Origin of the sequence: Halorhabdus sp. SVX81 (genome assembly GCF_029207715.1) — an archaeon.
Taxonomy (GTDB): Archaea; Halobacteriota; Halobacteria; order Halobacteriales; family Haloarculaceae; genus Halorhabdus.
Genome location: NZ_CP104322.1, coordinates 2,574,426 through 2,586,930, shown reverse-complemented (window position 1 = coordinate 2,586,930; position 12,505 = coordinate 2,574,426). Strand labels below are relative to the sequence as shown.

Annotated in this window: 11 protein-coding genes; 8 read left to right on the top strand and 3 right to left on the bottom strand. The window is 64.7% G+C overall.

The window, feature by feature from the left end:
* Positions 1 to 85: 85 nt before the first annotated feature.
* Both SVXhr_RS12970 and SVXhr_RS12965 read right to left on the bottom strand, forming a co-directional pair.
* On the bottom strand, positions 86 to 850 hold the full coding sequence (locus SVXhr_RS12970) for a helical backbone metal receptor (RefSeq protein WP_275737700.1): 765 nt from the start codon (positions 848 to 850) through the stop codon (positions 86 to 88).
* A gap of 104 nt (positions 851 to 954) precedes the next feature.
* Entirely contained in the window at positions 955 to 2,385 is a 1,431-nt protein-coding gene (locus SVXhr_RS12965; RefSeq protein ID WP_275737698.1) for a hypothetical protein, read from the bottom strand.
* 98 nt (positions 2,386 to 2,483) lie between these two features.
* Here SVXhr_RS12965 and SVXhr_RS12960 point away from each other — a divergent pair, with 98 nt between their 5' ends.
* Positions 2,484 to 3,194, top strand: coding sequence for an ABC transporter ATP-binding protein (locus SVXhr_RS12960; RefSeq protein WP_275737696.1), 711 nt, complete (start codon positions 2,484 to 2,486; stop codon positions 3,192 to 3,194).
* Positions 3,194 to 4,435 (top strand): ABC transporter permease, encoded by a 1,242-nt coding sequence (locus SVXhr_RS12955; protein WP_275737694.1) that lies wholly within the window; start codon positions 3,194 to 3,196, stop codon positions 4,433 to 4,435. Before SVXhr_RS12960 ends, SVXhr_RS12955 begins: the two co-directional genes overlap by 1 nt.
* A gap of 78 nt (positions 4,436 to 4,513) precedes the next feature.
* Here SVXhr_RS12955 and SVXhr_RS12950 read toward each other — a convergent pair whose 3' ends face one another.
* Entirely contained in the window at positions 4,514 to 5,722 is a 1,209-nt protein-coding gene (locus tag SVXhr_RS12950) for a transposase (RefSeq protein WP_275737692.1), read from the bottom strand.
* 365 nt (positions 5,723 to 6,087) lie between these two features.
* Between SVXhr_RS12950 and SVXhr_RS12945 the strand changes: the two genes are divergently transcribed.
* From SVXhr_RS12945 to SVXhr_RS12920, 6 genes are all read left to right on the top strand, one after another.
* Positions 6,088 to 7,098, top strand: a complete 1,011-nt coding sequence (locus SVXhr_RS12945) for an AAA family ATPase (protein ID WP_275737690.1) — start codon at positions 6,088 to 6,090, stop codon at positions 7,096 to 7,098.
* 79 nt (positions 7,099 to 7,177) lie between these two features.
* The gene (locus SVXhr_RS12940) at positions 7,178 to 7,489 is read left to right on the top strand and encodes a 30S ribosomal protein S24e (RefSeq protein ID WP_275737688.1); all 312 of its coding nucleotides are present in this window, start codon (positions 7,178 to 7,180) and stop codon (positions 7,487 to 7,489) included.
* Position 7,490: 1 nt separating this feature from the next.
* Positions 7,491 to 7,625: a 30S ribosomal protein S27ae gene (locus SVXhr_RS12935; protein ID WP_275737686.1), complete on the top strand. Its 135-nt coding sequence runs from the start codon at positions 7,491 to 7,493 to the stop codon at positions 7,623 to 7,625.
* Positions 7,626 to 7,798: 173 nt separating this feature from the next.
* Positions 7,799 to 8,548: a glucose 1-dehydrogenase gene (locus SVXhr_RS12930; protein WP_275737684.1), complete on the top strand. Its 750-nt coding sequence runs from the start codon at positions 7,799 to 7,801 to the stop codon at positions 8,546 to 8,548.
* 74 nt (positions 8,549 to 8,622) lie between these two features.
* Positions 8,623 to 10,278 (top strand): bifunctional N(6)-L-threonylcarbamoyladenine synthase/serine/threonine protein kinase, encoded by a 1,656-nt coding sequence (locus tag SVXhr_RS12925; protein WP_275737682.1) that lies wholly within the window; start codon positions 8,623 to 8,625, stop codon positions 10,276 to 10,278.
* A gap of 79 nt (positions 10,279 to 10,357) precedes the next feature.
* The gene (locus SVXhr_RS12920; RefSeq protein ID WP_275737680.1) at positions 10,358 to 12,454 is read left to right on the top strand and encodes a DEAD/DEAH box helicase; all 2,097 of its coding nucleotides are present in this window, start codon (positions 10,358 to 10,360) and stop codon (positions 12,452 to 12,454) included.
* Positions 12,455 to 12,505: the final 51 nt, after the last annotated feature.

Below are 12,505 nucleotides of genomic sequence, written 5' to 3'. Positions count from 1 at the left end.
GCATGCACGGGGGAATCCAACTATCATCGGCGAGGTCGTGACTGAATCACAACCCCGGAAATCACCACCAGGTCAGCGAGTGACTTCACTGACCGGCTGCGACCGAAGGTTCTTCTACAGCGGGATCGACAGCGGAGACGATCGACGCTAACCGTTCAATCCCATCGAGGAGCCGTGGACTCGGCTGATTGAGCAACGAATCGTCGATCGCACAGACCTCGGCGTCGAGGTCCCACTCGCGTTCGACCAGCGCCCGCGTCGATGGCTCGCCGGCCCCGCAGTGATGGACGACCGCGAAATCAGGATCGGCTGCTTCGACGGCCGGGCGATCGATCTTTCGGGAGCGATCGCCAGGCTCGACGAACGGGTAGCGACCGCCCGCGACGCGGACGGCCTCGGGCACCCAGTTGCCGGCTGCCATCGGCGGATCGCCCCATTCCTCACAGTAGACCACCGGTCGGTCCTTACCGTCGAGTGTGACGTTTCGAATCCGGTCGATGCGATCGCGGGCCCGTTCTTCGAGGCGCTCGCCGCGCTCCGGGAGCCCGATCGCATCGCCGATCGTCCGGAAGCTCGACAGGACGTCATCGAGCGTGGCCGGTTCCGCGTGGGCGACTCTGAACCCGTCATCGCGCAACGCATCCCGCAGGTCAGCCTGAAGCTGATCGTTCGTGAGCACCAGGTCGGGGTCAAGATCGGCGATCCGGTCGAGATCCGGGTTCAGCCAGCCGCCGAGGCGAGGGACGTCCGCGACCTCGCAGTGGGCGGTAGCCCCGACCAGCCGATCGCCGGCGTCGAGCGCCTGGACGATCGACGTGGCGCTCGGGGCCACCGAGACGATTCGATCCATGACCGTCAATCGAGACGCGAGCCTAAACAGTGTCGGGGTGTGGGCATCATTGCGGGGGTTCGATCCGAAGTAGCCACAGCATCAGCGGAGTGGTGCCAGGGACCTCATTCGAACGCGACGGTCTCGACGGCTTCGAGGAGCGCAGATTCGTCGAGATCGCCGGCGACGACGACAGTCTGGCCGTTCTCGGACCACTGGGCGACAGTCAACTCGTCCGCCCCAAGCCCTGGGATGTCGGCCTGCGCACCCGAGAGTTCGGAGAGAGTTACGGACCGATCGCCGGCCAAGTTCCTTCGACCGTCAGCACCGAACTCCTGGAGGACAGCCGAGTCGGACTGGAGGACGGTGATCGCGGCTCCATCGGCGGTGTACTCGCCGATGGTCACGGAGACGGGGCGTTCGAGGGCGCTTCCCTGTTCGAACTGCCAGTCCTCACTGGGGACAGCGAGGGGATCGCTGGCACTCGCCCGAAGCGCCGCCAGCGAGTCGACGCGTATCTCGCTCCCGAGTTCGGTCGACGCCATCGGTGGCTCGAACGTGCTGTCGGCCGGCGACACGTCGAATCGAGTCTCCATTTCGACAGTGACGGTGCCGCGGGGCGTCGTCAGTTGCTGCTTGACGACGGCCGCGTCGTCGGTCCGGACCCACAGCGTGAGTTCCCCATCGCGCTCGGGAGCCGAGACTGCCACGACGTGGACTTCCTGGCCGTCTACGGTCGTCGTTTCGATCCGTTCGGCGGTCAGATTCGTCTCAGCGAGGACTGTCGAGACGGACCACTCGGCCGGATCGAGCGAGATATTTTCCGTACTCCAGTTGTGATCCATCGACGCGTGGCTCCAGTTTCCAACCGCGAACTCGCTGTCGTTCCACTTCTCAGGAATCGCACTCTCGTTCCAGTCCGCAGAGAGTTCGCTCTCGTTCCACGCTTCGGAAACCGTACTCTCGTTCCACTCAGCAGGGAGCTCAGCGTCACTCCACGCGTCCTGAACCGCACTCTCGTTCCATGCAGCTGGGAGGTCACTCTCGTTGACCGCGTCGCGGACCCGTTCGACTGACTCGTTGTCGAGGCCCTCGTCCCACGTCAGGTCGGCGTCTGTCTCGGAGAGAAACGCGTCCAGCCCAGCCATCGAGGCAGTGCCGTTTGAACGACTGAACGAGACATTGCCAAGTGCGGAACTGCCCCGGACGACGAGCGGCGAGGCGAGTTCGGAACTCGATAGCCACGACGTGTTGCCGTCGTAACCGGCAAGAAGGTACCCGCCCCCGTCAGAGACGTTGACGCGCATCCGTCCCTCGGCCGTAGCGACTGACTCGACGGAGAACTGTCCGGTAGTGTTTTCACCGTTGACAGTTACTGTCGCGTCGACGACTACCGAGTCGGCCGTCCGGTACTGTTCCTCGACATCCGATAGAACGGCCTCGCCGGTCGGACCGTCGGCGACCACGAACCCGGCAGCGGCCGCGATGCCGAGGACGCCGACGACGAGGGCGGCGAACCCGACGAGGCGGATCGCACCCCGACGTGTAGAATCCATCGAGTGTTTACAGGAGCCTGAGCAACTTAAACGGCGGGACAGGGGCGATAGGGGAACCGGATAGAACGTTCAAACGTGTCCAGAACGTGAATGTAGATATGGACGAAGCGGCGGACCGCCAGTCGGTCGTGTCACTCGCGGACGTCCGCAAGGAGTACTCTCTTGGCGGGACAGTGACCGCACTCGACGGGGTCGATCTGACGCTGCCGGACGGCTCGTACACAGCAGTTATGGGACCCAGCGGCTCCGGAAAGAGCACGCTGTTGAATCTCATCGGCGCACTTGATACGCCCACCTCGGGGACCGTCACCGTCAACGGGACTGCTGTTTCGGAACTCTCCGAAAGCGGGCGAGCACGACTCCGCGGCACGGAAATCGGGTTCATCTTCCAGACGTTCAACCTGATGCCACGACTGACCGCCAGCGAAAACGTCGCACTCCCCCTCGTCTTCGCCGAATGGGACCGACGCGAGCGGGCCGAACGCGCCCGCACCCTCCTCGAACGCGTCGGACTCGGGGACCGACTCGATCACTTGCCACAGGAACTCAGTGGCGGCCAACGCCAGCGAGTTGCCATCGCCCGCGCCCTGGCAGCCGACCCCGCGCTCCTCTTGGCCGACGAGCCGACCGGGAACGTCGACACCGAGACCGGCGACGAGATCATGTCGCTGTTCGCGGACGCCCACGATCGGGGCAACACGATTCTGCTGGTGACCCACGAGCGTCGGATCGCCGAACACGCCGACCGGATCATCCACGTCAGAGACGGCGTCCGCGAGCGGACCGAGCACCTGGGAGGTGACGACTAATGGACTGGCGAGAGGGGGTTCGGATGGCAGTGCGAGCGATCGCCGGCCATCGGCTCCGGTCGGCGTTGACGGTCGTCGGGATCGTCATCGGCATCGCGACGGTGATCGCGTTCGCGAGTTTCGGCGCGAGCGTCCAGACCGACGTCGTCGGCGAGTTCCAATCAACGTCGGCGAGTGAGGTCTACATCGTCTCCGGTGGCGGGTTCCTCTCGGGCGGTGGGCCGCCCGGGGCCGACGTGGGGCTGACGACCCCGGTCGTCACGACGCACGACCTCGAACAGTTGCGGGCGATCGACGGCACGCGAGCGGTGCTCCCACGGGGATCAGTACCCATCTCGTCGCTGACCTACGCGAACCAGACGGTCACGCCCGGGAGTCTGACGGCGACCACCGCCGCCGCCCTCGACGGTGAGATCGTCGAGGGCCGGGCATTCGAGTCCGGGACGAACGAGATCGTGCTCAACGAGATCGCGGCCGCGCAGTTCGACTCGAATGTGACCGTCGGGGACCGGATCGAGGTCGCTCGCGAGACGAAGTCGTCGTTCACAGTCGTCGGCATCACGGCTGGGGCACGCGGTGGGTTCTCGGAACTCTCAGCGCCCGGCCCGGAGTTTTACGTCCCCGTCGATCCCCATTACCGGACCACCCAGGCGTCACCGGCGGTCGGCGTCGACCAGCGCGCGTACTCCCAGGTGACGATCGTGGCAGACGCTGGCCGTGTCTCGGAAGTGCGTGACGCGGTCGAGGCCTACATTCAGACCGAGTCCGACGCCCGACAGCTCGCGGGCGAGGACGGCCAGGTGACCGTCCAGTCCACGGAAGACGTCGTCGGTGGTATCCAGGCCGTCCTGCAGGACATCACCCGACTTATCACCGGGATCGGCGTGCTGGCGCTGATCGTCGGTGCCTTTGGCATCGCCAACATCATGCTCGTCAGCGTGACCGAGCGCACGAAGGAGATCGGGATCATGAAGTCGATGGGCGCGACCAACCGGGAGATCCTCGGGCTGTTTCTGGCCGAGTCCGTCCTGCTGGGTTCGCTGGGGGCCGTGATCGGCATCCCGCTGGGTCTCGGCGTCGGCTACGCCGGCTCGGCCTACGCCGAGGTCGGGTTCACGATCCCCGTCGACTGGGTCGTCATTGCCATCGCGATGGGAATCTCGATCGGCGTCATCGCCGGGCTGTACCCGGCCTGGCGGGCCGCACGCGTCGATCCGATCGAGGCCCTCCGCTACGAGTAAACTACCCTACCCTACTTCGCTCGGGGGCAATCGCCCCGCTCGCTCGTTGAGGGTAGGGCTTTCGCGTGGACTCCCGTTCTACGCCTCGGATGAGGCGGGAAGGTCGTACTCTCCACTCACGTTCAACGTCCCGCGATTCAAGCGCACGTCTACGGGTGCGCCTCCGTCGTCTGCGTTTTGCCGACGCCGGAGATACTGTAGGCCAATATTCTTGGAAGCGTTGTAGTCGGCGTGGTTCTGGTAACCGCAATCCAGACACTCGAAGTCCTCGCCGTTGCGGTTGTCGTCGTGGGTAAACCCACAGGTCGAACATCGCTTCGACGTGTTCCGTGGGTCCACTTGGACGGCTTCGACACCGTGTTCTTTGGCTTTGTATTCGACATACTCGTAGAGGCGACGGAACGCCCACAGATGGTGCCACGACGCTTCTGGAACATTCTCACGAATGTCTGTCAAGTCCTCAAACACGATATGCGAACAGTCGTGAGTGAGGGCTTCGGTGACGATTTCGTTGGCGACACGATGCAGGAATATCTCGAAGCGTCCGTCCTCTTTGCGCTCGACGCCTGCTATTGCGTCGTGTGCCGCCCGTGTCCCACACTTCTGAAGGTCGCCACGCCGTTTCTCGTACTCTCGTTTCCAGTGGTTGAACTCGTCTGCCGACCAGAACCGTCCGGTCGAAGTAACCGCGAGTTGGTTCACACCGAGGTCCACACCGAGGACTGTTCTGTGCCCGGTAGTGGTGTCGGTGTCGTCGTCCTCTTTGAGCATCGACGCATGAAGATACCAGTCGCCGTCACATCGATGAAGTGTCGCCCGCCGAAACTCGAAGTCCTCGTTGGCGACGTACTTCGTCGGCGGTGTCTCGGGATTCTCAGGGAGAATATAATCGCACTCGATGCGCCCGTCCGGTGTCGATAGGGAAACGTGGTCACGGTGGAACGTGGCGCTTCGCTTGTCGTAGATAGCGGTGTCTACCGAGAACGTCGGACGGGACGTATCTTGGCCGTTTTTGAGCCGTTCGACGCCGCTCTTGATGGCTTCGACGGCCTGATGAATCCCTTTCTGGACGAGATTCGCGGTCAACTCCGTGTCCTCACGGAGCCGGTCGTACAGTGCATCTTCGGCCTTGGCTTTGGATGTAACGTGGTAGCCGTCGTCGCCGTGCCAGCACCACTCACTCGCGGTGTTGGAACAGTATTTGAATTGCTCAATAGTCTCCCGTAGGTGTTTATCTGCGCCTTCGGGCGTGTCGAGTTTGATAACGGCGGTTCGACGGTACTCCACGATATTTTCATATATGTGCTTGTAGTTACTTAATGGTTGGGAGTAAGCAGGCAACAGTCTGGCGGCTGGTCAGTACCGTGTCGGCTTCTGCGCGCGGGCTTTGCCCGCTCGCACGGCCCGCGGAACTTCGTTCCGCGCTGTCCTCCCCACCCTACTCGCTTGTGCTTCCGCCGGGGCCGGAAGCCCGGCGTCGTCCGAAAATCTCCGATTTTCGGGATCACGAGAATCTTCGATTCTCGAACGACTCCTTGAGGGTGGGGCCTCCGCCTCGAATTAGGTGAGCGTTGCGGACGCCGCGAGGGGCGACCGGTGACCACCCGGATCGATCGCGGAATACTTGACCAGGGGTTGCCTACGGGACGCTAATGGACGGGCCGCTGTGGACCGAGCGACACGCGCCGACGATCGACGAGTTGCCACAGCCCGAAGTACGTGACCAGCTCCGGGGGGCACTCGACGATCCGATGAACCTGCTGGTTCACGGCCCCGCCGGCGCTGGCAAGACCGCCGCAGTCCGGGCGTTCGCCCGTGAGGCCCACGCCGACGTCGAGGCCGATCTGGTCGTGATCAACGTCGCGGACTTCTTCGATCTGACCAAGAAAGAACTCGCCGAGGACCCCCGATTCGAGCGGTTTATCACGCCCAAACGCCGCCGGGAATCCTCGAAGGCCGACCTGATCAATCACGTTCTCAAGGAGGCCGCGAGTTACACGCCGGTTTCGGGGTCGTACAAGACGATCCTGCTGGACAACGCCGAGCGGATGCGCGAGGACTTCCAGCAGGCGCTGCGGCGGGTCATGGAGCAGTACTACGAGGCGACGCAGTTCGCCATCGCCACCCGCCAATCCTCGACGCTGATCCCGCCGATCCGGTCACGGTGTTTCCCCGTGACGGTCCGCGCGCCGACCCACGACGAGACCGAGGCCGTCCTCCGCCGGATCGTCGAGGCCGAGGACGCCGACTACGACGACGAGGGGCTGGAATACGTCGCAGGGTACGCCGGCGGCGACCTTCGGAAAGCGATCCTGGGTGCCCAGACCACCTACGAGGAGGCGGGCGAGATCACCATGAACGCGGCCTACGAGGCGCTGGGCGAGGTCCGGACTGACGAGGCCGTCGAGACGATGCTTTCCGCCGCCGAAGCGGGCGACGTGACCGACGCACGGTCGACGCTCGACGACTTGCTCGTCGACGAGGGTCACAGCGGCGTCGAGGTGCTGGAGGTACTCCTCCGGGTCGGTCGCTCGCGGTACTCCGGTGATCGGCTGGCACGGCTGCATCGGGTAGCCGGAGAGATCGACCTCGACCTCGCGGAAGGGACCGACGACCGGTTGCACCTCTCGCATTTGCTCGCCGAACTGGCCGCCGAAGCGTGACCCTCGCCCGGGCGAGGGGCCGTACCGACCTCTTCGAAATCCTTATACACGCTTGTAGGGGACATATGAACAACGAACCATGGACATCGACATCATCGAAGAGGAGGACAATCCGATGTTGCATCGGACCGACGTCCGATTCGAGGTCGCCCACGAGGAGGCGACGCCGTCGCGGCTCTCTATCCGGGATTCACTGGCCGCGATGCTCAACAAGGACGCCGCAGAAGTCGTCGTGCACGAACTCGATACGACCTTCGGCATGCGAAAGACCGTCGGCTACGCGAAGGTGTACGACGACCCGGAGTACGCGCGTGAGGTCGAACAGGACCACATGCTCGAACGCAACAAGATAGTGGCTGAGGACGGCGAGTCCGAGGCAGAGGAGGCCTGAGATGGCGCGCCACGAACTCTACGGCGACGACGGCACGACCGACCGAGAGATGTGCCCGCGGTGTGGCGACGCGTTCCTGGCCGACCACGGCGACCGCACGCACTGCGGCCGGTGTAGCTACACCGAGTGGAACTGACGCACGTCGCCTGAACGACCCGGCCGAACTCACCGTCGAGACACTTCTTTGTATGCAGAAGCTGTTCCCCTCGGGTTTTTGACCGCCAGCGGACGCTGTGCCTGCTATTCTCACACCGTGAGAAACCGATCACTGTTCTTTGCGTGTGTCCCGCCAAGTATTCGTCGGAGAGCATGTCAGAGCTACAGGACGGCGTCGCGATCGTGACGGGCGGAAGTACCGGTATCGGTGCGGCAACGGCCAGGCGGTTCGCCGACGAAGGAGCGAGTGTCGTCGTCGCGGACGTCAACGTCGAGGACGGTGAGGGAACGGTCGCCGAGATCGTCGAGGACGGTGGGGAGGCGACGTTCGTCGAGGTGGACGTCAGCGATCCCGCTGAAGTGGAGGCGATGGTCGAAACGACGGTCGACACCTACGGCGGCTTGGACTTCGCCGTCAACAACGCCGGGATCGAAGGCGAGAACGCCGGCACCGCTGACCAACCCCTCGAGAACTGGGAGCAAGTCATCGACGTCAACTTGAAGGGAGTCTTCCTCGGGATGCAGGCCGAGATCGACGCGATGCTCGAAGACGGCGGCGGGGCAATCGTCAACATGTCCTCGATCGCGGGCCAGGTCGGGTTCCCGAATCTCACGCCGTACGTCGCAAGCAAACACGGCGTGATCGGCCTGACCAAGACCGCTGCGGTCGAGTACAGCGAAGCAGGGGTCCGCGTCAACGCCATCTGTCCGGGGGTTATCGAGACACCGATGGTCGAGGCCACCGACCAGGAGATGATCGAGCAGACGATCGCCGCCACGCCGATCGGCCGGCTGGGCGAACCGCCGGAGATCGGCGACGCGGCCGTCTGGCTGTGTTCGGAGGAAGCCTCCTTCGTCACGGGCGAATCGCTCGTCATCGACGGCGGATACGTCACCCAGTGAGGCCGGGGCCCACAACGAATCCCGACCGGATCGAAGTCGTCTTTTCCGTCGGCCACAGAATCCGGATAGACTGAATGGCACCGACTGGAACTGATGACGTCGCGTCCGCGGACCGAATTCTCGGCATCGAGGGAACCGCCTGGGCCGCGAGCGCGGCCGTCTACGACGTTGAGGCCGACGACGTCACCATCGAGACGGACGCCTACGAACCCGACAGCGGTGGGATTCACCCACAAGAGGCGGCCGAACACATGCGCGAGGCCATCCCGCAGGTCGTCGAGCGGGCGCTCGACATCGCCCGCGAGCAGGCCGCCGAGGCGGGCAAAGACTCCGACGAATCGCCGGTCGACGCGGTCGCCTTCTCCCGGGGGCCGGGCCTCGGTCCCTGTCTGCGGATCGTCGCGACGGCCGCGCGGGCGCTGGCCCAACGGCTGGACGTGCCCCTGGTCGGCGTCAACCACATGGTCGCCCATCTGGAGATCGGTCGCCACCGGTCGGGCTTTTCCGCGCCGGTGTGTCTGAACGCCTCCGGCGCGAACGCCCACATTCTGGGGTATCGCAACGGCCGGTATCGCGTCCTCGGGGAGACGATGGACACGGGCGTCGGCAACGCCATCGACAAGTTCACACGTCACCTCGGGTGGTCCCACCCCGGCGGGCCGAAGGTCGAAAAGCGGGCAAAAGACGGCGAGTACATCGACCTGCCGTACGTCGTCAAGGGGATGGACTTCTCCTTCTCGGGAATCATGAGCGCCGCCAAGCAAGCGATTGACGATGGGGCGGCCGTCGAAGACGTCTGTTACTCACTGCAGGAGAACATCTTCGCGATGTTGACGGAAGTCGCAGAGCGGGCCCTCTCGCTTTCGGACGCCGACGAACTCGTCCTGGGCGGGGGTGTCGGGCAGAACGATCGCCTCCGGGAGATGCTCGGAGCGATGTGCGACCAGCGCGGGGCTGATTTTTACGCGCCCGAACCCCGATTCCTGCGTGACAACGCGGGGATGATCGCCGTCCTCGGCGCGAAGATGTACGACGCGGGCGATACGATCGCCGTCGAGGACTCCCGGGTCCGGCCGGACTTCCGGCCCGACGAGGTTGACGTGACCTGGCGATCCGGCGAGGCCGTCGGGTCGTGGACTCGCTCGAAGGACGACGATGCCGTCCAGGGGGCCGAAGCGACCGTCACTGTCGAGGACGGCCGCGTCAGGAAGGAGCGCCAGCCACGGACCTACCGCCATCCGACGCTCGACGAGCGCCTCCGGACCGAGCGAACGCGCGAAGAAGCCCGACTCACAAGCGAAGCGCGCCGCGTCGGCGTCCCGACGCCGGTCGTCCACGACGTCGACCCGCAGGAAGGCGTCCTGGTCTTCGAGCGCGTGGGCGAGCGGGATCTCCGTGAGGCCCTGACACTCGATCGGGTCCGGGACGTCGGGCGACACCTGGCGACGATCCACGACGCGGGGTTCGTCCACGGCGATCCGACGACGCGAAATGTCAGAGTTTCAGAAGATCGCACTCACCTCATCGACTTCGGCCTGGGCTACTACACCGGCCACGCCGAGGATCACGCGATGGACCTCCACGTCTTCGGCCAGTCGCTCGCCGGGACGGCCGACGATGCTGAAACGCTCCAGGAGGCCGCCGAGGACGTCTATCGCGACGCGAGCGGGCGGGGTGACGCCGTTCTGGATCGCCTCCGGGAAATCGAAGGGCGCGGCCGGTACCAGTGAGCAGCGAAGGCTGGACCGCGGTGTCATAACCGAAAGCGTCTCCGAGCGACTCAAGTACCGCCGTTGCCCTACGTAGAGTGTGTCCCAGCAGGTCACGCAGGTCGATACGCTGTTCCTCCACGAGAACGGCGAGGACTTCCAGGTGGTCGTCCAGCGCGACGGCGAGCGCGTCCTCGGCGGTCGCCTGGAGGTCAAAGAGACCGAAGCAGGCCCACGGCCGGCCCGACTCCGGGTCGAGCGGGGCAGCCAGGAGGACCTTCGCAGCCCCGACCAGTTCGTGGAACTCGCCCGCCGAGCGGGGCGGATTCGCGTCTCCGAGCAGACCTCGGCCCGCGGTCGCCGCGTCGTCCGCGAGCTACTCGACGCCTACCAGCTGGACGCCAAGGTCGTCCGGACCTGCCGCTTTTGCGCGTCGGCTGGCAAATACTCGCCGATCACGAGCGAGACGGCGATCGACGCCGACGGCGAGGACATCTGCCCGTCGTGTGCGATCACGGAACTCGAACGCGAGCTCGCCTACCACGGCGACGTGACGGGGACGGCCCGCGATCGACTTGAAGAACTCTTATTGGACGTCCAGGACCTCGAACGCATCGTCAACCTGCTGTCGGGCGAGCTCGACCCGGAACTCACGAAGTTCGACGAGATCAGCGCCACGGTCGAGGACATCGATCTGGTACCGACGGACTCGCTGTCGTTGCACCCGGGCATGCAGGGGAAACTCGAGGGGCAGTTCGACGAACTCCTGCCCGTCCAGAGCCTCGCCGTCGAGAACGGCGTTCTCGAAGGCCAGGACCAACTCGTGGTCTCGGCGACCGCAACGGGGAAGACGCTGATCGGCGAGATGGCCGGCATCGACCGCGTGCTCAACGGGAAAGGGAAGATGCTGTTTCTGGTCCCGCTGGTGGCGCTGGCAAACCAGAAGTACCAGGACTTCCAGGCAGAGTACGGCGACATCGTCGACGTGAGTCTCCGGGTTGGATCGAGCCGAATCCGCGGGGACGGCGGTGGGTTCGATCCCAGCGCCGACATCATCGTCGGTACCTACGAGGGGATCGACCACGCGCTGCGCGTGGGTCACGACCTCGGCGACATCGGGACGGTCGTCATCGACGAGGTCCACACCCTCGGCGAGGGCGAGCGTGGCCATCGCCTCGACGGCTTCATCTCGCGGCTGAAGTACTACTGCGAGGAAGGCGGAGCGACGGCGGCCCGCTCGAACCGCTCCGGCGGGGGCGGCTCGAGTGCGAGCGCCCAGTCGGGCGACACCCAGTGGATCTACCTTTCGGCGACCGTGGGCAACCCGGGGTCGCTTGCCGAGTCACTCTCCGCGAAACTCATCGAGTTCGAGGAGCGCCCCGTTCCGATCGAGCGTCACGTCACCTTCGCCGACGACTACGAGAAGGTCGACATCGAGAACAAGCTCGTCAAGCGGGCCTTCGACACGAAATCCTCGAAGGGATACCGGGGCCAGACGATCATCTTTACCAACTCCCGGCGGCGGTGTCACGAGATATCCCGCCGGCTGGAGTACTCCTCGGCCCCCTACCACGCCGGCCTGGACAACAAGCGCCGCGGCGAGGTCGAGACCATGTTCGCCGATCAGGAACTGTCCGCGGTCGTGACAACGGCAGCGCTGGCAGCGGGTGTCGACTTCCCGGCCTCGCAAGTCATCTTCGACTCCCTGGCGATGGGGATCGAGTGGCTCACCGTCCAGGAGTTCTCCCAGATGCTCGGCCGGGCTGGCCGGCCCGATTACCACGACAAGGGCACGGTGTACCTGCTGGTCGAACCCGATGGCGTCTATCACAACAGCCAGGAGATGACCGAGGACGAGGTCGCGTTCAAGCTGCTGAAAGGCGAGATGGAACCCGTGAGGAGCCTGTACGACGAGAGCGCGGCCGTCGAGGAGACGCTGGCGAACATCGTGGTCGGGGGGAGTGCCGCCAAACGCCTCAACGACCGGATGCTCGGGGAAGTGCCGACGAAACACGCCCTCGGGAAGCTCCTGGAGTTCGAGTTCATCGACGGGCTGGAGCCGACGCAACTGGGCCGGGCCGTGGCGCGGCACTTCCTCTCGCCCGACCGGGCGTTCCTGTTGCTCGATGGCATCCGGAAGGGCAAAGATCCGTTCGACATCGTCGCGGAAGTCGAGTTCGCCGACGAAGAGCTGTAAGTCGGTGCGTCCGGGATCGAGAGAGCACATGTTGGCCCAACAACCAGACAT